At 29.6% G+C, this 19492-nt stretch carries 26 protein-coding genes and 1 pseudogene; 18 read left to right on the top strand and 9 right to left on the bottom strand.

What is annotated here, in order from left to right:
• Positions 1 to 2: 2 nt before the first annotated feature.
• Positions 3 to 1355, bottom strand: coding sequence for an adenylosuccinate lyase (gene purB / locus MJ_RS04975; RefSeq protein WP_064496668.1), 1353 nt, complete (start codon positions 1353 to 1355; stop codon positions 3 to 5).
• A gap of 882 nt (positions 1356 to 2237) precedes the next feature.
• Between purB and MJ_RS04970 the strand changes: the two genes are divergently transcribed.
• Together MJ_RS04970 and MJ_RS04965 are read left to right on the top strand one after the other, a co-directional pair.
• Positions 2238 to 2831, top strand: coding sequence for a HemK2/MTQ2 family protein methyltransferase (locus MJ_RS04970; protein WP_010870442.1), 594 nt, complete (start codon positions 2238 to 2240; stop codon positions 2829 to 2831).
• A 2-nt stretch (positions 2832 to 2833) separates the two neighbouring features.
• Entirely contained in the window at positions 2834 to 3568 is a 735-nt protein-coding gene (locus tag MJ_RS04965; RefSeq protein WP_064496667.1) for a Nif3-like dinuclear metal center hexameric protein, read from the top strand.
• A 22-nt stretch (positions 3569 to 3590) separates the two neighbouring features.
• Here the strand turns inward: MJ_RS04965 and MJ_RS04960 are convergent.
• Positions 3591 to 3968 (bottom strand): annotated as a pseudogene (locus tag MJ_RS04960) (DUF2226 domain-containing protein); the annotation flags it as partial.
• Positions 3969 to 4193: 225 nt separating this feature from the next.
• The gene (locus MJ_RS09490; protein ID WP_162484752.1) at positions 4194 to 4340 is read right to left on the bottom strand and encodes a hypothetical protein; all 147 of its coding nucleotides are present in this window, start codon (positions 4338 to 4340) and stop codon (positions 4194 to 4196) included.
• 362 nt (positions 4341 to 4702) lie between these two features.
• Here MJ_RS09490 and MJ_RS04955 point away from each other — a divergent pair, with 362 nt between their 5' ends.
• The gene (locus tag MJ_RS04955; RefSeq protein ID WP_010870439.1) at positions 4703 to 5023 is read left to right on the top strand and encodes a winged helix-turn-helix transcriptional regulator; all 321 of its coding nucleotides are present in this window, start codon (positions 4703 to 4705) and stop codon (positions 5021 to 5023) included.
• A gap of 115 nt (positions 5024 to 5138) precedes the next feature.
• Entirely contained in the window at positions 5139 to 5909 is a 771-nt protein-coding gene (locus tag MJ_RS04950) for a MinD/ParA family ATP-binding protein (protein WP_064496666.1), read from the top strand.
• A 61-nt stretch (positions 5910 to 5970) separates the two neighbouring features.
• Here the strand turns inward: MJ_RS04950 and MJ_RS04945 are convergent, their stop codons facing one another.
• Positions 5971 to 6864 (bottom strand): hypothetical protein, encoded by an 894-nt coding sequence (locus tag MJ_RS04945; protein ID WP_010870437.1) that lies wholly within the window; start codon positions 6862 to 6864, stop codon positions 5971 to 5973.
• A gap of 191 nt (positions 6865 to 7055) precedes the next feature.
• Between MJ_RS04945 and MJ_RS04940 the strand changes: the two genes are divergently transcribed.
• From MJ_RS04940 to MJ_RS04920, 5 genes are all read left to right on the top strand, one after another.
• Positions 7056 to 7472 carry a CBS domain-containing protein gene (locus tag MJ_RS04940; protein ID WP_010870436.1) on the top strand — a complete coding sequence of 139 codons (417 nt, stop codon included), beginning with the start codon at positions 7056 to 7058 and terminating at the stop codon, positions 7470 to 7472.
• A 289-nt stretch (positions 7473 to 7761) separates the two neighbouring features.
• A complete protein-coding gene (gene mmp11, locus MJ_RS04935; RefSeq protein WP_010870435.1) occupies positions 7762 to 8664 on the top strand; it encodes a methanogenesis marker protein 11 in 903 nt (300 codons plus the stop codon).
• A gap of 9 nt (positions 8665 to 8673) precedes the next feature.
• Positions 8674 to 9231 (top strand): Era-like GTP-binding protein, encoded by a 558-nt coding sequence (locus MJ_RS04930; RefSeq protein WP_010870434.1) that lies wholly within the window; start codon positions 8674 to 8676, stop codon positions 9229 to 9231.
• 4 nt (positions 9232 to 9235) lie between these two features.
• Entirely contained in the window at positions 9236 to 9685 is a 450-nt protein-coding gene (gene sepF / locus MJ_RS04925) for a cell division protein SepF (RefSeq protein WP_010870433.1), read from the top strand.
• Positions 9686 to 9755: 70 nt separating this feature from the next.
• Positions 9756 to 10556, top strand: a complete 801-nt coding sequence (locus tag MJ_RS04920) for an indole-3-glycerol phosphate synthase TrpC (protein ID WP_010870432.1) — start codon at positions 9756 to 9758, stop codon at positions 10554 to 10556.
• Between the two features lies 1 nt (position 10557).
• Here MJ_RS04920 and MJ_RS04915 read toward each other — a convergent pair whose 3' ends face one another.
• Positions 10558 to 12273, bottom strand: a complete 1716-nt coding sequence (locus MJ_RS04915) for a bifunctional NADP phosphatase/NAD kinase (RefSeq protein WP_064496665.1) — start codon at positions 12271 to 12273, stop codon at positions 10558 to 10560.
• A gap of 83 nt (positions 12274 to 12356) precedes the next feature.
• Here MJ_RS04915 and MJ_RS04910 point away from each other — a divergent pair, with 83 nt between their 5' ends.
• The 7 genes from MJ_RS04910 (at position 12357) to MJ_RS04885 (ending at position 15811) form a co-directional block, all read left to right on the top strand.
• Positions 12357 to 12626, top strand: coding sequence for a PRC-barrel domain-containing protein (locus MJ_RS04910; protein ID WP_010870430.1), 270 nt, complete (start codon positions 12357 to 12359; stop codon positions 12624 to 12626).
• A 98-nt stretch (positions 12627 to 12724) separates the two neighbouring features.
• Entirely contained in the window at positions 12725 to 13528 is an 804-nt protein-coding gene (locus MJ_RS04905; RefSeq protein ID WP_010870429.1) for an aspartate dehydrogenase, read from the top strand.
• Between the two features lie 21 nt (positions 13529 to 13549).
• Positions 13550 to 13708 carry a hypothetical protein gene (locus MJ_RS09590; protein WP_162828715.1) on the top strand — a complete coding sequence of 53 codons (159 nt, stop codon included), beginning with the start codon at positions 13550 to 13552 and terminating at the stop codon, positions 13706 to 13708.
• Between the two features lie 188 nt (positions 13709 to 13896).
• Positions 13897 to 14091 carry a hypothetical protein gene (locus MJ_RS04900; RefSeq protein ID WP_064496664.1) on the top strand — a complete coding sequence of 65 codons (195 nt, stop codon included), beginning with the start codon at positions 13897 to 13899 and terminating at the stop codon, positions 14089 to 14091.
• Entirely contained in the window at positions 14042 to 14452 is a 411-nt protein-coding gene (locus MJ_RS04895) for a type II toxin-antitoxin system VapC family toxin (RefSeq protein ID WP_010870428.1), read from the top strand. Before MJ_RS04900 ends, MJ_RS04895 begins: the two co-directional genes overlap by 50 nt.
• A 4-nt stretch (positions 14453 to 14456) precedes the next feature.
• Positions 14457 to 15653 carry a bifunctional phosphopantothenoylcysteine decarboxylase/phosphopantothenate--cysteine ligase CoaBC gene (coaBC, locus tag MJ_RS04890; RefSeq protein WP_064496663.1) on the top strand — a complete coding sequence of 399 codons (1197 nt, stop codon included), beginning with the start codon at positions 14457 to 14459 and terminating at the stop codon, positions 15651 to 15653.
• A complete protein-coding gene (locus MJ_RS04885) occupies positions 15650 to 15811 on the top strand; it encodes a preprotein translocase subunit Sec61beta (protein ID WP_064496662.1) in 162 nt (53 codons plus the stop codon). The genes coaBC and MJ_RS04885 overlap by 4 nt, the downstream gene beginning before the upstream one ends.
• A 1-nt stretch (position 15812) precedes the next feature.
• Here the strand turns inward: MJ_RS04885 and MJ_RS04880 are convergent, their stop codons facing one another.
• On the bottom strand, positions 15813 to 16532 hold the full coding sequence (locus tag MJ_RS04880; RefSeq protein ID WP_064496661.1) for a metallophosphoesterase family protein: 720 nt from the start codon (positions 16530 to 16532) through the stop codon (positions 15813 to 15815).
• A gap of 225 nt (positions 16533 to 16757) precedes the next feature.
• Here MJ_RS04880 and MJ_RS04875 point away from each other — a divergent pair, with 225 nt between their 5' ends.
• A complete protein-coding gene (locus MJ_RS04875) occupies positions 16758 to 17846 on the top strand; it encodes an ATP-binding protein (RefSeq protein WP_064496660.1) in 1089 nt (362 codons plus the stop codon).
• A 431-nt stretch (positions 17847 to 18277) separates the two neighbouring features.
• Entirely contained in the window at positions 18278 to 18802 is a 525-nt protein-coding gene (locus tag MJ_RS09950) for a VWA domain-containing protein (RefSeq protein ID WP_010870424.1), read from the top strand.
• Positions 18803 to 18864: 62 nt separating this feature from the next.
• On the opposite strand, the gene MJ_RS09335 is transcribed toward MJ_RS09950, so the two are convergent.
• The 3 genes from MJ_RS09335 to MJ_RS04855 are packed head-to-tail and all read right to left on the bottom strand — an operon-like array spanning position 18865 to position 19466.
• Positions 18865 to 18987: an antitoxin family protein gene (locus MJ_RS09335; protein WP_083774544.1), complete on the bottom strand. Its 123-nt coding sequence runs from the start codon at positions 18985 to 18987 to the stop codon at positions 18865 to 18867.
• Between the two features lie 21 nt (positions 18988 to 19008).
• The gene (locus MJ_RS04860) at positions 19009 to 19284 is read right to left on the bottom strand and encodes a type II toxin-antitoxin system RelE family toxin (RefSeq protein ID WP_010870423.1); all 276 of its coding nucleotides are present in this window, start codon (positions 19282 to 19284) and stop codon (positions 19009 to 19011) included.
• Positions 19281 to 19466, bottom strand: coding sequence for an antitoxin (locus tag MJ_RS04855; protein ID WP_064496658.1), 186 nt, complete (start codon positions 19464 to 19466; stop codon positions 19281 to 19283). The genes MJ_RS04860 and MJ_RS04855 overlap by 4 nt, the downstream gene beginning before the upstream one ends.
• Positions 19467 to 19492: the final 26 nt, after the last annotated feature.

The following is a 19492-nucleotide window of genomic DNA, read 5'->3' as shown; positions in this document are numbered from 1 at the left end:
TTTTAGTACTTTTTATTCTTTAGAGTTTTAATAACTTCATCAACTATCTGTGGAGCTAAACCTATGTAAGTTTTAGGATTCATCAATTCCTCTAACTCTTCTTTTGTTATATACTTCATAACTTCCTCATTTTCTAATAAAATATCTTTTAAATGCCTTTTCTCTTCATAGGCTTTCATTGCACACTGCCTTACTATTTCATGAGCTGTTTGTCTGCCCATACCTCTCTTAGCCAATTCAATCATTATTCTCTCAGCCATTATCAGTCCTTTTGTTAATTCTAAGTTTCTCTCAACATTTTCTTTATTTACTTTTAGCTTTTTAACTCCTTTAATTGCTAATGTTAAGATGTGGTCTGTTAAAACGCAAACCTCTGCAAATATACATCTCTCAGCTGATGAGTTTGTTAAATCCCTCTCTTCCCATAATGGGATATTGTCCATTTCAGCTATACATAGTGATTTTATAACCCTTGATAAACCGCAGATTTGCTCAAAGGTTATTGGATTTCTCTTGTGAGGCATTGTTGATGAACCAGTTTGCTTTGTAGGGTCGAACTCTTCTTCTAGCTCTCCAATTTCAGTTCTCTGCATACTTCTAACAGTAACTCCAATCTTGTTTAATGTCTGAGCAATTAAAGCTAATAAAAAGACGAATTCAGCATGTCTGTCTCTCTGAATAACTTGGTTTGAGATTAAAACTGGTTCTAAGCCTAAGATTTCAGCAACTCTTTTATGCACTTCCAAACCCTTCTCTCCCATAGCCGCCATTGTTCCAACAGCTCCAGTAATCATAGAGACGCATATTCTCTTTTTTGCTTCTTTTAATCTCTCTAAGTGTCTGTCAATCTCAGCCGCCCATAGAGCAAATCTCATCCCATAGGTTGTTGGAATTGCATGCTGTCCATGTGTTCTTCCTACACAGACAGTGTATTTATGCTCTTCTGCTTTGTCTAATAATATATCTCTTAACTGCTTTAACTTATCTTCTATAATTTCAATGGATTCTTTTATTAGTAGGGAGTTGGCAGTATCAACAATATCGTTTGATGTAGCTCCGAAGTGTATGTATTCTCCAGCATTTCCTTCACATACTTCAGCTAAAGCTCTAATCATTGCAACAACATCATGTTTTGTTTGTTTCTCAATTTCTTTAACTCTCTCCAATTTTACATATTTTGTTGATGCTTTTTTGTTTATCTCTTCAGCGGCTTCTTTTGGAATTAAGCCGAGTTCTGCCTGAGCTTTAGCTAATGCAGCCTCTACCTTTAACATTTTTTCCAATTTATTTTCTTCTTCCCAAACTTTTCTCATCTCTGGTGTTCCATATCTATAATCAATTGGATGCACAGCCATTTTTTCACCTGACTTTATTATTTGATTAAGTTCCAATTAATTGCTAATGATTTTTATAGTTTGATGTTTATTTAAAAAAGCATTTTCAGAAAATTACTTATAGAAGTCTGTTTATAATTTATTATTTGGGTTTTAGGATTTTTAATTTTGTTGTTTGGTTAATGGATTGTCTTGTTGAATATGTTTGGATTTTGAAAATAAGAGCATTTAGAAGTTATTAATTAGTTCAAAGGATTTTTATTTAATTTCTAAGGGTTTGCTGGTTTGATTATTTAGAATATTTAAGTTTATTGAATTATTCAGATTTTTGAAAATAAAAATTAAATAATTATCTAAATAAGATTTCTCTAACAGACAAGTTAAATTTTTGAATTTAAAAAGATAAAAATGCTTAGTTTTAGTAAAGAGATAAAATTTTAAATACTAAAAGGTTTATATTGTAAGATGGTTATTTACCCTTAGAAAAATATGGTATAGAAAAGCTTAAATATTAAGAGTGATGAAGTATATTATGTTGTGAATGATTGCCCTGTTAAAATCAGACCTCTTGGAGGATGGAAAAAACATCCTCTCACCTTAAAAAGTTAAAAAAAGAATTTAGTTAAAATCAGACCTCTTGGAGGATGGAAACGATATTAGGAGTCAGTGTAGGAGAAAGATACTCTTTATTAAAATAAGACCTCTTGGAGGATGGAAATAACTATCTTATACTTTTGGTATCTATTCATCTTTTTATTAAAATCAGACCTCTAAGAGGTTTTAAACTTGGATATATTGGAATAAACTCAACTTTTTATTTTATTACTGTAAATCCACATATTTAAAAATATAATAACAAAATTTAAAATCCTCAACTCACATAATTCTTCTTGGTGAGAATTAATGATAATTGAGATAGAAGGAATTAAACTAAAACTACATCCCGAAGTTTATGAACCTGCTGAAGATTCAATTTTATTACTAAAAAACCTTGTAGATGTTAAAAATAAAGATGTTTTAGAGATAGGTGTGGGAACTGGATTAATATCAATTGCATGTGCAAAAAAGGGAGCTAAAAAAATTGTTGGTGTTGATATAAATCCTTATGCTGTAAAATTAGCTAAAGAAAATGCCAAACTAAATAATGTTAATATCTCATTTTTTGAGAGTGATTTATTTGAAAATGTTACTGGAAAGTTTGATGTTATATTATTTAACCCTCCCTATTTACCAACATCTGAAGATGAAAAAATAGACAGCTATCTAAATTTTGCATTTGATGGAGGAAAAGATGGAAGGGAAATTTTAGATAGGTTTATCTATGAGTTACCAAATTATTTAAAAAAGGGAGGAGTAGTTCAAATATTACAGAGTTCTTTAACTGGAGAAAAAGAAACAATAAACAAATTAAAACCCCTTGGTTTTAAAGTTGAAATATCCGCCCGTTTAAAAGTTCCATTTGAGGAACTTATGGTTATAAATGCATGGAGGTTGTAAATATGAAAGCTAAAGAGATTATAGAGTTTATTGAAACCTTTGCTCCTAAAGATTTGGCTATTGAGGGAGATAACATTGGTCTTCAGGTTGGAGACAACTTAGATAAAGAGATAAAAAAGCTAGGTATTGCCTTAGACCCTTCATTATCAGTTATTAAAAAAGCAGAAAAAGAAGGAGTAGATTTTTTATTTACCCACCATCCATTATTAAAAGACCCTATAAGAAATTTTACTGGAGTTATTTACAAAAAACTAAAGATATTAATGGAAAATGACATCATCCTCTACTCTGCTCATACAAATTTAGATATATGCAAAAATGGGTTGAATGATGCTTTAGCTGAACTTTATAATTTAGAAAATCCAAAGCCCTTATATGATAATGGACTTGGAAGAGTTGGAATTTTTAAAGGAAGTTTTGAGGAATTTTTGGAGATAACTAAAAAATACATTCACAAAAACCCTATTGTTGTTAAAAGTAAAGAGGTAGATGACAACTTTAAATTAGCTGTTTTATCTGGTTATGGATTGTCTCAATCATCCATAAAGTATGTTGCTGAGAAAGCAGATGTCTATCTTTCTGGAGATTTAACTCATCATTCAAAAATTTTAGCTGAGGAGCTTGGTTTAGTGGTTGTTGATGCTACTCATTACTCAACTGAAGTTTTTGGATTAAAGAAATTTAAAGAGTTCTTATCTTCAAATTTAGATTTAGAAATAATTAGTTTAGATTTCTAATTTTAATTTAAAAAAGTAATATTCAGTATAATCTAATATCAATTCTATATTCCACGTTGTATGGTTTAGCCTCTAAAATTTCCATTAATCTTTTCTTTATTGGTTCAATTTTTACAGGTTTTTTGATAAAGAGTTTTTTCTGTATTATTATAACATCACATGTGCAGATGTATTTATTATTGCATCTCTCAATTTTAACCTTTAAAGCATAGTCTTCAATTAAATCTTGGTCTTTTAATATAGATAAGATATTTTTATCTAATTCATTCTCAATTGAAAGTTCCATATCCTTTATTTCATCATCTGTTAATATTATATCCTCTCCATAATCAAAAGCCTCTTTTATTATATTCTCTATGAAGTCCTCATCTGGCTCTTTAATTCCTAATTGTTTTAAAAGTTCTTCTCTTGATAATGTTCCACATTAAATAGTATTTAAATTCATAGTGTTTGTTTTTTTAGTTTTCTTTTTTTGAACTCTTGGTATTGTATCTACAACATCATAAACAATTATTTTTCTGATTTTAGTATTTCACGTAAATCCTGTAAGCATTTATCTAGTTTAATCTTCATCTATAACAGCTTCAATTTTTGTAAATTCCTCTAATACTTCTGTTTCATATATTTACCCCCTATATTCAATAACAACCTTTTTACTACTTTTTTCTTTTATATCTGAAACTACATACTCATCTATAATAGTGTATCTTTTCAAAATATTTATGCAGGGTAGAATTTTTTCTTGAGGTAGAATTACTTCAACTAATTTCATATATTTCACCCTAATAATTTAAGACATTAATAACTCATTTCTTTGAAAGGAGTTCAAATTATCCGTATCTTTGTAAATTTTAACTTTTTCATAAACAATAATAAATTAATCAACCAATGAAAACAATACTGGAAGGAAGGAAAGTTCCTTCCTTACTTATGTCTTAATAGGGTATAAAAAGATTACTAATAACACTATTTAAAAATATTCAAATCTAAAAATAAGTAATTGTAGGTAAATTTTAAATACGGGTAGTAATCTAAAGTATTAAACTATATAAACCTAACCATAATGAAATAAATGGAAGAAAATAAATTGTCAAAGTTTAGTAAATTTTATTAAAATAAATTTAGCGTGGGATTATGTCAATCTTCTATGTGCTTGGAAAGAAGGGAACGATAGAGATATTATATAAAATTAAAGAGGGAGTAAATTCCTTCACGAGCATAAAAAACGCCTTAGATATGGAAGGATGTGGGGTTAGCACGAGAACATTGGCGGAAAGATTAAATGAATTGGAGGATGAAAATTTAATACAGAAAGATGGAAGTAAATACTATTTAACAAAGAAAGGCCAGGAAGCATTGGAAATTATTGAAAATGTTATGAAATGGGAAGCAAAGTGGAAAGAAGCAAAAATTCCAAAGATTATAATAGGAATGCTTGGAGACAAAGAAAGATAATCACAAAAAACATGCTGTTAAAACTTAATTTCCTTTAAATGTTTTGTTAAACGCTTTTTGGAATAATTCTTTTAAGCAATAGTTGAATAAATAATTGGATTATAGGTGGATACAAATGAAGGTAATCACATTCTCAATTGCAAAGGGAGGAACTGGAAAAACAATTATCACAGCAAATGCTGCAGCAGCTTTAGCAAAAAAAGGTAAAAAAATCTTACTAATCGATGGAGATGTTGGGTCAAAGTCATTGTCCCATCTTCTAAATGTAAAATCAAACATATTTTTGGCGGATATTATAGAAGAAGAACGTCCAATAAAAGATGCTATCGTTAATACTCCAATTGAAAATATCGAATTATTGGCAGTTGGAAAATCACTTGCCGATTACTTAAAATTCGACATAAATATTTTAAAAAGATTTAAGGAGTTAGGAGATTATGATTATGTGTTTATAGATGCTCCATCAACATCAAGCGGTGTTGAAACCTACTTAGCTTTAGGTCTTTCCGACTACTTTATCCCGGTTTTGGATTACACTGCCTTTGGTCCAAGTTTGCAGGGGGCTATAAATACAATAGTTATTGGAAAGAACTATTTAGAAAGCACACCTGCAGGGTTTATAATAAACAAAGCCGAAGATTTGCCAGAGAGTGTAATTAATGATATTAAGAAAATCTTAGGATTAGAGTGTATATCCATAATTCATAAGAATTCCCTTGTAGAACAGTCTTATGCAAAAAAGGAAATAGTTTATCTAACCTCTTCAGACAAGAAATTTGTTGAAGAAATCGACAAAATCGTTGATGCCTTAGAAAAGTTAAAGGAGGTAAAAGAAAGGGATATTCCAAAGGTCATTGAGAAAATAAAGGAAAGCACATTATTATAAGGGCTTTCGTAGTCTATATATAAATTTTTGAACTTATAGTGTTTTTCATTGATTTTCATCTTTATCGATTTTCATCTTTATCGTTATTGAACACCACTACTTCCACAAGTGTCTTTAAAATTTCTTTCTGTTCTTCTTCCGACGGTATTTTAACATTATATTTCTTTAATAACTCTTCATCTACATTCAACATATTTTTGCAGTTTATTTTTATTTCTTTATCAATATAACTTTTTAATAATTTTTCCTTTAATTTTGTAGCATTTTTTAAGAAACATTTGCTAATTTCTATTGCAAAAATTACAAAAAATGCACCTATTACAGTCATTATTAATCTCTCTTTAATAAAGAGAGGAATTACTGAAATGTAATCCTCTGCTGGCAAATGTAAATATACAATTCCCAAAATTGAACCATATAGATGGTCTGTCATCACCGATGAGAATGATAAAATTGTAGCCCCAACTATCATTTTTTTCCAATCTTTACTAAACAACAATTTACTTATTTTTTCTCTAAAAATGAGGATAAGTAATAAAGCAAGAGTTGAAAGGTATGGGTAATAAAAAGCTACCCTCCCCACATCTGTTAAATAAAATAGTAATAAACCCACAATTAAAATTATAGCTGAATATTTCCATTTCCCTTCAGATAACGCTCCAGCAGATATAACCGCTAATGTAGGAGGTATTAAAGAATAAATTCCAAAATAAAATGCTTTTGGATTTAAAAAAAAGTATATTAATGTTACCAACATAACTGCAAAAAATCCATAAATTGGACCCAATAAAAGACCACATACAGCTGATAAACTTGGATATGCATTAATTTTATGACTTGAACCTATCATCTGAAATTTAAGAAATGGGATAAATATAAATAAAAAAGAAACTGTTCCAATAAACATTAGAAATAACATCTTTCTATCTTTTCTTAAGAGTTTAAATATTTCCATAATATCACATAGCCACTATTGGACTTATTTAGTCCAAATGTAATATAAAATATTTTCTATTACCTTCTGACTATATAAATGTGTTACTATTTAATATTTAACCAAACTAAGTTATATAATAGTTCTTAAATAATGTATTTAAACCTAAAAATTTTTGATCCAAAACTTTTAAAATTTTTTAGGTGTTATAAATGATTGATACTCTTAAAAATATAAAAGTAAAAGATGTAATGACAAAAAACGTAATAACTGCAAAAAGACATGAGGGAGTAGTAGAAGCGTTTGAAAAAATGTTAAAATATAAAATTAGCTCTCTACCAGTAATTGATGATGAAAATAAGGTTATTGGTATAGTAACAACAACAGATATTGGCTATAATTTAATAAGAGATAAATATACATTAGAAACTACAATAGGAGATGTGATGACAAAGGATGTAATTACGATACATGAAGATGCCAGTATTTTAGAAGCAATTAAAAAGATGGATATCAGTGGAAAGAAAGAGGAGATTATTAACCAACTACCCGTAGTTGATAAAAACAATAAATTGGTCGGAATAATTTCAGATGGAGATATAATTAGAACTATATCAAAAATTATATAAGCATTATTAATAAATATTAAACTATTTTCATATCTTATTACAATTTTCATAAAATTCAAATAGGACTTTCTGTAGTTTTTTATAATATCATCTTTGATAGAACGTTCGTAGACTAAAATTTATCATTGCACAAAAAAGTGACCTAATGTTTTAAACTACAAAAAAGTTCTATTTGGAACTTTAACACCTTTGTACATCCATATACAATTACGTCCTATACAATAATGATAATAAAAAATAATAAAATTTACCTCTGCGAAAGTCCTATTTAAATATCACAGGTGATTCTATGTCAGTAAATTATAAAAGTGTCATTGCAATGGTAGATGATGCCTTAAACCTTGTTGAGATAGTTGAAGAACATCCTTGTCCAAACGGTAGTGAATGGGTTATCTATCAATATCAAAGAACCTCTCCTCTAATCTTATCAGCATGGAGAGAAGGAAACAAACACCACTTTGTAACAAAAATTGGTAAAGAAAAATTAAATTTAGTCCCTTCATTATCGGCAGCAGGAATTGAAGAAGTTTATATAGAAAATAATAGAGTTCATATTGTCTATGCGGGATTAGCTGGAGGAGGCGTAGGAGCTGAGTTAAGGAAGGGAGCCAAAAATGTCCTTGAAGTAAATATTTTAGAAAAGGGAGGTGGTTCAAGGCTTGGAAAGGCAGAGGTTATAACTCCAAAAATGGAAAAGGTTATTATTGGAATTGATGACACAGATACAAAAGAAGAAGGAGCTACATGGGTTTTAGCACATGAGATTGGTTTAGAAGTTGAGAAAGAAGGGCTTGGTTATTATTTAGACCATACAATTGTTCAACTTTATCCTGGAAATCCAAATAAAACTCAAAACTGTGTCTCCATCGCTTTAAGTTTTGCGGTCTATCCAGAATATAAATACAAATTGGATAAATTCATTAAAAAATTATTAAAAGAAAGAAGTTTATCAGATGAAACAGCAATGGCTGTTTATTATGGCCTTTTCCCATCAAAAAGTATGAAGCTCTTTGCATTAAAAGCTAAAAAAGAAATGGTTAAAATAGAGGAAGCAAAATCTATAGCTTTAAGAAATAACATAAAAATAATTCCAATTAATGGAGAAGGAGGGATAATAGGGGCTGTTGCTGCTTTAGGTTTGGCTGAGCATCACTCATTAGCTCCAAAGTTGTGTGAAGACATTAAGCTATAATGTGAGACTATGCAAGATAAAGAGTTTAAAATAGCCATTATTGGCCCAGAAAATGCTGGAAAGTCATCAATAATGAACGCATTGTTTGGAAAATATGTTTCATTAGTGTCTGAGGTAGGTGGAACTACAAAAATGCCCATAAAAAGATACTGGGGAAAGTTGAAGATTGGGAGAATTAAGGAGGAGCCAGAATTTGTGAATTTAGTGTTTGTTGATTTGGGAGGATTATATACAACAACTGACAAACAATCCCCAATTATGACACCAAAAGTTTTAGAAAAGACGTTTGAGGAGATTAATGATTCAGATATGATTATACATGTAATTGATGGCAGTGTTGGATTATTAAGGAGCTTTGAGAGACTCCACCACTTGTTAAAATTCAGATACCAAAAACCTATTATAGTGGTAATCAATAAATGTGATTTATTAAATGATAGTGATAAAGAACATTTAAAGAATTATGTTGAAAGAAGAATAAAAAATACTCCAATATTTGTATCAGCAAAAACTTTTGAAGGAATCCCTGAATTGTTGGATATAATTATTAAGTATTTGAAAAGGTGATGCAATGTTAGAAAAGCTAAAGAAACTTTTGAGTAAAAAAGGAGATAATTTCTCAACCCCCGCACCAGTATCTGTAGATGACTACTTAGAAGAAATTGAGGAAATCCCACTAACTCCAGTTGAAGAAGAGAAAGTAATTATAAAGGTTTGCAGTATTGAAGATGAAAAAGATGCTGTAAATGCTATAGTGATGGCTGAAGCGGGATATATCGTTATAGCAAAAACTCCCAACTTAGAGAAGGAGATTGATGATGAATTTATCGAAATCATCAGAAAGATGAGAAATGAAGTTGCAAAATTTGGAGGAATGTTATTGGCTTTAGGAGATGAACATTTGCTAATAACCCCAAGAAATGTCGTTATAGAAAAACTTATTAAAGAAAAAAAGGAAGAAAGTAATGTTACAAAAGAAAACATAGAAATAAAAGAAGAAAAAGAAGAAAATAGTGAATAAGAGCTTATACTATTATTTTATTTTATCCTACCTTTTTTAAATAGCAATTCTTTTTATTAAATGTGATAATATGAAAGTCTTAGATGAAATTGTAGCAAATAGAAAAAAAATGGTTGAGATAGAAAAGAGAAAAGACATAATCAAAAACTTAAGGAGTTTTATCGATGAATTAGATATAGATGTAGAAAAAAAGAGAAAGTTAAGATTATCAAAAGCCATAAAAAAAGCTAAAGAAATAAAAAACCCAATAATTACAGAGATTAAGCCATCTTCTCCATCAAAAGGTAGCATAAGAGAAATAAATCTCGAAGATGTAAAAAATATTGCCAATGAAATGGTGGAAGGAGGAGCAACAGCTTTATCTATTTTAACTGAACCAAAATACTTCAATGGAAGTTATAAAAATTTAATTGTTGCAAGAGAATTTGATATTCCCATATTGATGAAAGATTTTATTGTTGATTTTTATCAGATTGATGTAGCAAGTGAGATTGGAGCTAATGCAGTGTTATTAATTGTTTCATCATTAAAAGAAGACATTGGAGAGTTTTTAGATTATGCAAAAGAAAATGATTTGGAATGTTTAGTTGAGACGCACAGTGAAGATGAAATAGATATAGCTTTAGATGCTGGAGCTAAAATTATAGGCATAAATAACAGAGATTTAAAAACCCTAAAGATTGATTTATCTACAACTGAAAAATTGGCCCCATTAATCCCAAAAAATAAAATAAAGGTTGGAGAGAGTGGTATATATACAAAGGAGCAGTTAAATTATGTTTTAAAATTCACTGACGCTGCTTTAATTGGCTCATCAATAATGGAGAGTGAAAATATAAGAGAGAAAGTTAGGGAGTTCGTGATAAAGTAATTTATTTAATTCCAAGGCATCTGCTCAACTTATTATAAAAACTCTGCCCCTTTACAAAATAAGCATAGCTGTCGGATTTTTCAAAGATTAACTCATCATCTTTATTTATTTCATATTCAACACTTCCATCAATAACCAATAAAGCAGGTTTTTCCAATTTAAGCTTTAGTTTAATTCTATTTGACGCGGAAATCACTAAAGGTCTCGAAGATAACTTAAATGGACATATTGGTGATATTATAAAGCAATCAACGTTTGGTTCAACGATAGGCCCTCCAGCACTTAGAGAATAGGCTGTTGAACCAGTTGGTGTTGAGACAATTATTCCATCCGCCCTAACATTTTCAACAAGCGTATCATTAACATATACATCAAATTCTAAAATCTTTGCAGGGTTTTTTGTAATAACAACCATCTCATTTAAGGCAGAGGGTGTTTTTATAACTCTATTATCTTTTATTATTTTGCAAGATAATTTACTTCTTTTTTCTATCTCATACTCTCCATATATTACCTTATCAATTATTTCAAAAACTTCATCTTTACAAAACTCAGCTAAAAATCCAACTTTTCCCATATTTACAGCTATTATAGGTATTGTCTCTCCATTAACCAATCTTGAAGCCCTAAGTATTGTTCCATCCCCACCAATAGCAATAATATGAGAGATTGCTGAAATATCAAACTTATCGCCACCAACTCTCTCTCTTAAAAAGTCCTCAACGCAGAAGGGGATGTTTTTATCTTTTAGATATTTACAAATCTCTATAGCCAAGTTAATTGCCTCTTCCTTATCCTCCCTAACAACTATTCCAAATTTCACTGGCTTTATTATCCATCTGTTGCCAAATAAAGCTATAAGCTTTTTATGTAAATATTTATTGCTAACAATTAAAGATGTTCTCTCCATTAAATGTAATTTCATATTTAATGGTTTCCCATTTTTGTTTGTTACAATTGCATTTCCCTCTCTGCAGATAACATAAGCCCCAGCTATATCGCAGAGACGAGAATTTTCATTTACGTTTATATAAGCGTCTAAAGCCCCACTAACAACATAACACATCTCCAAAGCCATAGAACCAAATAATCTGACCCTCCTAACCTTCCTTTCCTTTAAAAATTCTAACAAATCATTAGATAACCCATAAACAAACAATCCAACAGATGCTTCTTTTAAATCTTTTATATTTTTTGTTTCTATTTTAATTTTTTCCCCATCTTTCTCTAAAAAGCTTCCTTCTCCTTTGATAGCATAATACAAATCTCCAGTAGCTAAATTTTTCACAATTCCAACATATAAATCATTTATTGTATATTTATTAGCTATAAAACTTTTAATCCAATCTATGTTATTAATATTTTCTCTAATTAGTTTTTTATCCTCCCCTTTAATTTTTGCTACAGCTATTGAAGTTGAATATATGGGGATAGATTTTAAAGCGTTGTATGTTCCATCTATGGGGTCCAAGATAAAAATATACTCTAACTCATCGCCAACAACTTTCAATCCAATTTCTTCACTTATTAAAATCCCTCCACTAAACTTCTCTAAAATATTTATTGCCATATTTTCAGCAATTACATCAATTCTTTTCGTTGGAGTCCCATCTGCACCTATTTTAACCACTTCATCTGCTTTTTCCCAGCCAATTAAAGGTTTTATCTTTTTATCAATCTCATCAATAACCTTCATTGCAATTTTGAATCCTTCCATAATTACCACACAAAAGATTTAAATAAACATAAATAAATAGTAATTTTTTAAGTTAAAGGAGTATAAAAATTAGGGGGATAGCAATGGCAATTAGAGTTAGTGATATTTTAGATAAACCAATATACACAACGACAGCCATATACGTTGGGAAGGTCTATGATGTAATGCTTGATTTAAATAAGGGAGTTATTAGTGGTTTAATTGTTTCAGACATTCAAAATGGATGTTTAAAAGACTATGTTACCGACCCTTCTAAGAAGGTTGTTTTGCCATTCAACTTAATAACTGCAATTGGAAATATAATATTGGTTAAACCTCCTGCAGATTCTGGTTATGGGTTCTTAAAGAAGTAATAAAAAAACAATAATATATTCTGTCTTTTATAATAAATTAGGCTTATTATTTATTTTTCTAAAAAATTTTATTTTATTGTTTTTAGGAGGGATAACTAATGCTTAAAATTGGTATTGTTGGTTGTGGAGCTATTGGCAATTTTATAACAAAAAAAGTTTTAGATGGAACTATAAAAAATGCCAAAATCTCCGCTGTCTATGATAGAAATTTTGACAAGGCAAAAACACTTTCAGAAAGAACTGGGGCTAAGATATGTAGTAGTATTGATGATTTAGTTAAAGAAGATTTAGATTTAGTTGTTGAGGCAGCTTCAATAAAGGCAGTTGAAGAGATTGCAGAAAAATCTTTAATAAATAATAAGGATGTTTTAATAATGAGTGTTGGTGCATTGGCAGATAAAAAGCTGTTTTTAAAACTTAGAGATTTAGCTAAAACTGTTGGAAGAAAGATTTATCTGCCCTCTGGAGCTATTGGTGGCTTAGATGCCATAAAAGCTCTGAGATTGGGAGAGATAGAGGAGGTTGTTTTAAAAACTACAAAACCAGTTGCTGCCTTAGAGGATGCGTTGAAAAACCTTGGTTATAAACCAGAAGATATAAAAAATCCAGTAATTGTTTTTGAAGGGGATGTTTTTAAAGCTATAAAAGAATTTCCAGCAAATATAAATGTTTCAGTTACTTTATCGATAGCCGCAGAGTTTCCAGCAAAGGTTGTTATTGTTGCAGACCCAAATGCTAAATTGAACAAACATGAACTATTTGTTAAAAGCTCTATAGGAACATTGAGAGTTTGTATTGAAAATGTTCCATTTGAAGAAAATCCAAGAACCTCTGCATTGGCTGCCTATTCAGCTGTTAGGTTGATTAGAGATTTAGCTGAGCCAGTAAAAGTTGGAACTTAAAAGCTTTAATTCGTGGAGAATATGGAAGAGATAGAAAAATTTACAGTTATTGATTTGGATAGCTTAGATAATTTTATAAAAGTAGTTAGATGTCCAAACTGTTCTTATGAATTTAAATGTGTTGGAGATAGGTTTATCTGTCCAAAATGTAAAATAATTATAAATTTAAAATTTCAATAAAATTTTTATATAATTAATTATATAAAATATTGATAAATAAGTTTTTGGAAATGAAAGGATGGAAAATAATAAGAATTTAGAGCAAAAACTGGTGGAAAGATAAAGAGAAAGAAATTGAAAGAATTGAAAATGAAATAAGAAAAATTTAAATAAACAAACATATAATTATAGAAATAAGGTGATTTAGAATGATTTCTGCAAAATCTAAAACAAAAAGGATTACTATAACTTTTGAAATTCCAGAAGATATTGATGCTAAAAAATTCAAAGATGATGTTAAAAGATATGTTAGATATAAATTACTTGCTAACAAACTCTATGAATTATTAGAAGGTGAAAATATTGAAGAAATTGAAGAAGAAATTAGAAAAAGAAGAGAGTAAAATATTGGTCGATACTTCAGTTTTAATTGATTATTTTAAAAAAAGAAGATTGGAAGAACTCGGAGGAGAAGCGATTTCAATAATAACAGCAGTCGAATTTATTAGAGGTATTTCAGAACACAAACAAGAACAAGTTCTAAATATTTTTAAAGAGTTGTTTGAGATTGTTTATATTGATGAAGAGATAATTATACCATTTTCAAAAATTTACCGACAATTAAAAAAGAGAGGTATGCTAATAGACGATGCTGACTTATATATTGCATGCACCGCAATAATCAAAAATTATCCATTATGGACTAAAAACAAAAAACATTTTGAGAGATTAAAAGAATTTGGTTTAAAAATATATGATAAGTGAAATCATGCACCCAACTAAATTATTAAAAGGAACTAAATCAAAGCTCTTAGAGAATAAAAAAATCTTAGTTGCTGTAACTTCATCAATAGCGGCTATTGAAACACCAAAGTTAATGAGAGAATTGATAAGGCATGGAGCAGAGGTTTATTGCATCATTACAGAAGAGACAAAGAAGATTATAGGCAAAGAGGCATTAAAATTTGGTTGTGGAAATGAGGTTTATGAAGAGATAACTGGAGATATTGAGCATATCCTTTTATACAATGAATGTGATTGCCTTTTAATATATCCAGCAACAGCCAATATAATCTCAAAAATAAATTTAGGAATTGCAGATAATATTGTAAATACAACTGCCTTAATGTTTTTTGGAAATAAACCGATATTTATTGTCCCAGCAATGCATGAAAATATGTTCAATGCAATTAAAAGACATATAGATAAGCTTAAAGAGAAAGATAAAATTTATATCATATCTCCAAAGTTTGAAGAAGGGAAGGCAAAAGTAGCAAATATTGAGGATGTTGTTAAAGCAGTTATTGAAAAAATCGGAAATAACTTAAAAAAAGAAGGAAATAGAGTTTTAATATTAAACGGAGGGACTGTTGAGTTTATAGACAAAGTTAGAGTTATATCTAATTTATCATCTGGAAAAATGGGTGTTGCTTTAGCTGAAGCTTTTTGCAAAGAAGGATTTTATGTTGAGGTTATAACCGCTATGGGTTTAGAGCCACCTTATTATATAAAAAATCATAAGGTTTTAACAGCTAAGGAGATGTTAAATAAAGCTATTGAGTTGGCTAAGGACTTTGATATAATTATTTCATCGGCAGCAATATCTGATTTTACTGTTGAGAGTTTTGAAGGTAAGCTAAGTTCTGAAGAAGAGCTAATATTAAAGTTAAAGAGAAATCCTAAAGTTTTAGAAGAGTTAAGAAGGATTTATAAGGATAAGGTAATTATTGGATTTAAAGCAGAATACAATTTAGATGAAAAGGAACTTATAAATAGGGCTAAGGAGCGACTAAATAAATACAATTTAAATATGATTATAGCCAATGATTTAAGTAAGCACTATTTTGGAGATGATTATATCGAGGTTTATATTATAACAAAATATGAAGTTGAGAAAATCTCTGGATCTAAAAAGGAAATTTCCGAAAGAATTGTTGAAAAAGTTAAAAAATTGGTGAAATCATGAGCAAAAGAGAAGAAACTGGATTAGCAACAAGTGCTGGGCTAATAAGATACATGGATGAGACATTTTCAAAAATTAGAGTTAAGCCAGAACATGTAATTGGAGTTACTGTGGCGTTTGTTATTATTGAAGCAATTTTAACATACGGAAGATTTCTTTAAATTATCTTCCTAAAAATAACCTCTCACCAAGCCATTCAGGTAATCTATTTTTAACAATCTTCTCATAAGCTTTTTTAATGTCATATTCTACCCTAACAATCTCTATTTTGAAATCTTTTTCATCAAATATACAGTAGCTTGCCTTATTTATCCCATCCCTTGGCTGTCCTACACTACCCGGATTTATCAGATACTTTTTATCCTCATCTAAGTATATTTTTCCTTCATGAAGCAATAAATTGCCTTCTTCAGAATTTACAAATGGTATGTGGGAATGTCCAACAAATATCAAATCTCCATAATTAAATACATCATCAACATAATCAGGAAATAGATATTCCCAAATCTCTGGATGCTTAGGATTTGCATGTGAGAAGATAACTTTTTTGCCCTTTATATTCTCTTCAATAATTAAAGGTAGAGAATCCAAGAATTTTAGATTTTCATTTTTTATTACCTTCTTAGTCCATAGTATTGCTATAGCCCCATATTTATTAAAGTAATCTAAGCTCTCCTTTCCTAAAACTCCATAATCATGATTTCCAACTACACTTAAACAGTTGAGGTCTCTTATTAATTCTACGCATTCGTTTGGATTAGCTCCATAACCAACAATATCTCCCAAACAAAAGATTTTTTTAATACCTCTATTTTTTATATCATTCAAAACTGCATTTAATGCCTCTAAATTTGAATGTATATCACTAATTACAGCAATCATTGATTTCACCATAAAATTGACATATTAATTTTATTAACAAACTTTTTTTATCTTTCCATCTCAGCCATTATTAAAATTAATTTTATCTCAGCAACATTAACGTTTAAATATAAGTTAATGCCTACCTAAAATAACGTAAAAAGTATTATAATACTCATAAAAATAAAAAATTAATATTAAATATTATTAAAATCTTCTATTAAAACCATTAAAAGTGTGATGATTATGCAGTATATTTACCCATTTACAGCAATAGTTGGACAGGAAAAGATGAAAAAAGCATTGATCTTAAATGCAATAAATCCAAAGATTGGTGGTGTCTTAATTAGAGGAGAGAAAGGGACAGCGAAATCTACAGCAGTTAGGGCTTTGGCTGATTTACTCCCAGAGATTGAAATTGTTGAAGGATGTCCATTCAACTGCGACCCAAATGGAAACCTATGTGATATTTGCAAAGAAAAGAAAAAGAGAGGAGAGTTAAAAACTACAAAAAAGAAGATGAAAGTAGTTAATCTCCCAATTGGAGCTACTGAAGATAGGGTTATCGGAACATTGGATATAGAGAAGGCAATAAAAGAAGGAATTAAAGCATTAGAGCCAGGAATTTTAGCAGAGGCAAATAGAAATATCCTATACATTGATGAAGTTAATTTACTGGATGACCATATAATTGATGTTTTGTTGGATGCTGCAGCAATGGGTTGGAATATCATTGAGAGAGAAGGAGTTAAGATAAAGCATCCTTCAAGATTTATATTAGTAGGGACTATGAACCCAGAGGAGGGAGAGTTGAGACCTCAAATCTTAGATAGATTTGGTTTAATGGTTGATGTTGAAGGATTAAATGATGTTAAAGATAGGGTAGAGGTTATAAAGAGAGTTGAGGAATTCAACGAAAATCCAGAGGCATTTTATAAGAAATTTGAGGAAGAGCAGAACAAATTAAGAGAGAGGATAATTAAAGCAAGAGAGCTTTTAAATAAAGTTGAGATAAGTGATGACCTCTTAGAATTTATATCTAAAGTTTGTATTGAGTTAGGAATTCAGACAAATAGAGCAGATATAACCGTTGTTAGAACAGCTAAGGCGTTAGCTGCTTACAATGGACGAACTTATGTAACTATAGATGATGTTAAAGAGGCTATGGAGTTGGCTCTACCACATAGAATGAGAAGAAAGCCATTTGAACCTCCACAACTAAATAAAGAGAAGTTGGAGCAGATGATTAATGAATTTAAACAGCAAAATAATAAAGATAATGAAGAGAAAGAAGAGCATAAAGATGATGACGTAAAAAAAAACATGATGAAATAAAGAATGAGTTTGAGGAAGAAACCAGTAACGATGAAAGAGATAATAATGACAACTCTAATAATCAAAATAACCAAAATGAAGATACTACTGGAGATTTTGAACAAACCTTTGGCATAGATGAGAGTGTTAAGGTAAATCCTAAGCTTATACAATTCAAACTTAAAGATAATATCCATAGATATGGTTCTGGAAGGCATATTAAAAGCTACAGCAGAAGAGGGAGGTATATTAAATTTAAACTTGCTAATGATAAAATTATAGATATTGCCTTCGATGCAACATTTAGAAGAGCGGCAATACATCAAAAAAAGAGAAGAGAAAAAGCCAACAAAAAATTAGCCATCTACTTAGAAAAAGAGGATATTGTTGAGAAAGTTAGACAGAGGAAGATATCCTCCCATATATTATTTGTTGTTGATGCAAGTGGCTCAATGGGAGCAATGAGAAGAATGGAAGCTGCTAAGGGGGCTATAATCTCTCTACTTTTAGATGCATATCAAAAGAGGAATAAAATTGGAATGATTGCATTTAGAAAGGATAAAGCTGAGTTAATCTTGCCATTCACATCTTCAGTAGAGTTGGGAGAGAAACTATTAAAAGATTTACCAACTGGAGGAAAAACACCTTTAGCTGATGCCTTTATTAAGAGTTATGAGGTCTTTGATAGAGAGATTAGAAAAAATCCAAATATTATCCCAATAATGATTGTAATTAGCGATTTCAAACCAAATGTAGCTGTTAAGGAGGATTATGTTAAAGAGGTTTTTGATGCATGTGAGAAGATAGCTGAAAAGGGCATTAACGTTATATTAATTGATACAGAACCACAATCATTTATAAAGATTGGGATTGGAAAGGAGATCGCTAATAGATTTGGATTTAAGTATTACAAAATAGAAGAGTTAAGCAAAGATAAAATCTTAGATATTTGTAAGAGTTTAGAAATTAACTTCTAATGTAGCATGCCTCTTTTGATTTTTTATATCAATACCCTTACACTTTTTTATTATCATGGATTTTAAAATTCTTCAACATCATCATCAACAATTTTAATTTTTAATCTCTTTTTATCCTTTATTTTTAATGGTTTTAATGGCTTTAAAACACCATCCTCATAAATAACCTCAATAATCTCTGACATTTAAACCACCAAAAATTTCATTTATGGAAATCTTTTATAAATTTGTTTTCTATGTAGAACTCTATAAAACACAATTTTTCCATTTTCATATTTAAAACCAATTCTATAATCTCCAACTCTAATTCGATAATAACTATCTGCACCTTTTAGCTTTTTTACATTGGGAATTTCAGGTGGATTATTTTTATTTGGAATCTCTTCAAAAACTAATTTTTTAATCTTTTCTTGAATATTTTTAGGTAACTCCTTTAAATCTTTAATAAAAGATTTTTTTAAAAGATACTTCCATTGTTTCACTGCTCTAACAACTTTTTAGCAGTTTCTAAATCAATTTCTTCCTCATTCTCAACTTCCTCCATAGCCTTTAAAAGCCCATAATCCAATAACAACTCTTCAATTTTCTTAAATGTCTTATAATCTAAAATAACTCCTTTGATATTTCCTTTTTCATCAGTAATATAAGATTGAACGATGCTCATTTAAAATCGCCCAAATTACTTTTTGT

It is taken from the genome of Methanocaldococcus jannaschii DSM 2661, from assembly GCF_000091665.1.
In the GTDB taxonomy this organism is placed as follows: domain Archaea; phylum AGJL01; class Methanococci; order Methanococcales; family Methanocaldococcaceae; genus Methanocaldococcus; species Methanocaldococcus jannaschii.
The sequence above is the reverse complement of the archived record's forward strand: the minus strand, read 5'-3'. Positions and strand labels throughout refer to the sequence as shown.

Coding starts and splice junctions, on each gene's coding strand:
- purB (WP_064496668.1), bottom strand. CDS start 1,355: ATGGCTGTGCATCCAATTGATTATAGATATGGAACACCAGAGATGAGA.
- MJ_RS04970 (WP_010870442.1), top strand. CDS start 2,238: ATGATAATTGAGATAGAAGGAATTAAACTAAAACTACATCCCGAAGTT.
- MJ_RS04965 (WP_064496667.1), top strand. CDS start 2,834: ATGAAAGCTAAAGAGATTATAGAGTTTATTGAAACCTTTGCTCCTAAA.
- MJ_RS09490 (WP_162484752.1), bottom strand. CDS start 4,340: ATGAAATTAGTTGAAGTAATTCTACCTCAAGAAAAAATTCTACCCTGC.
- MJ_RS04955 (WP_010870439.1), top strand. CDS start 4,703: ATGTCAATCTTCTATGTGCTTGGAAAGAAGGGAACGATAGAGATATTA.
- MJ_RS04950 (WP_064496666.1), top strand. CDS start 5,139: ATGAAGGTAATCACATTCTCAATTGCAAAGGGAGGAACTGGAAAAACA.
- MJ_RS04945 (WP_010870437.1), bottom strand. CDS start 6,864: ATGGAAATATTTAAACTCTTAAGAAAAGATAGAAAGATGTTATTTCTA.
- MJ_RS04940 (WP_010870436.1), top strand. CDS start 7,056: ATGATTGATACTCTTAAAAATATAAAAGTAAAAGATGTAATGACAAAA.
- mmp11 (WP_010870435.1), top strand. CDS start 7,762: ATGTCAGTAAATTATAAAAGTGTCATTGCAATGGTAGATGATGCCTTA.
- MJ_RS04930 (WP_010870434.1), top strand. CDS start 8,674: ATGCAAGATAAAGAGTTTAAAATAGCCATTATTGGCCCAGAAAATGCT.
- sepF (WP_010870433.1), top strand. CDS start 9,236: ATGTTAGAAAAGCTAAAGAAACTTTTGAGTAAAAAAGGAGATAATTTC.
- MJ_RS04920 (WP_010870432.1), top strand. CDS start 9,756: ATGAAAGTCTTAGATGAAATTGTAGCAAATAGAAAAAAAATGGTTGAG.
- MJ_RS04915 (WP_064496665.1), bottom strand. CDS start 12,273: ATGGAAGGATTCAAAATTGCAATGAAGGTTATTGATGAGATTGATAAA.
- MJ_RS04910 (WP_010870430.1), top strand. CDS start 12,357: ATGGCAATTAGAGTTAGTGATATTTTAGATAAACCAATATACACAACG.
- MJ_RS04905 (WP_010870429.1), top strand. CDS start 12,725: ATGCTTAAAATTGGTATTGTTGGTTGTGGAGCTATTGGCAATTTTATA.
- MJ_RS09590 (WP_162828715.1), top strand. CDS start 13,550: ATGGAAGAGATAGAAAAATTTACAGTTATTGATTTGGATAGCTTAGAT.
- MJ_RS04900 (WP_064496664.1), top strand. CDS start 13,897: ATGATTTCTGCAAAATCTAAAACAAAAAGGATTACTATAACTTTTGAA.
- coaBC (WP_064496663.1), top strand. CDS start 14,457: ATGCACCCAACTAAATTATTAAAAGGAACTAAATCAAAGCTCTTAGAG.
- MJ_RS04885 (WP_064496662.1), top strand. CDS start 15,650: ATGAGCAAAAGAGAAGAAACTGGATTAGCAACAAGTGCTGGGCTAATA.
- MJ_RS04880 (WP_064496661.1), bottom strand. CDS start 16,532: ATGATTGCTGTAATTAGTGATATACATTCAAATTTAGAGGCATTAAAT.
- MJ_RS04875 (WP_064496660.1), top strand. CDS start 16,758: ATGCAGTATATTTACCCATTTACAGCAATAGTTGGACAGGAAAAGATG.
- MJ_RS09950 (WP_010870424.1), top strand. CDS start 18,278: ATGGGAGCAATGAGAAGAATGGAAGCTGCTAAGGGGGCTATAATCTCT.
- MJ_RS09335 (WP_083774544.1), bottom strand. CDS start 18,987: ATGTCAGAGATTATTGAGGTTATTTATGAGGATGGTGTTTTAAAGCCA.
- MJ_RS04855 (WP_064496658.1), bottom strand. CDS start 19,466: ATGAGCATCGTTCAATCTTATATTACTGATGAAAAAGGAAATATCAAA.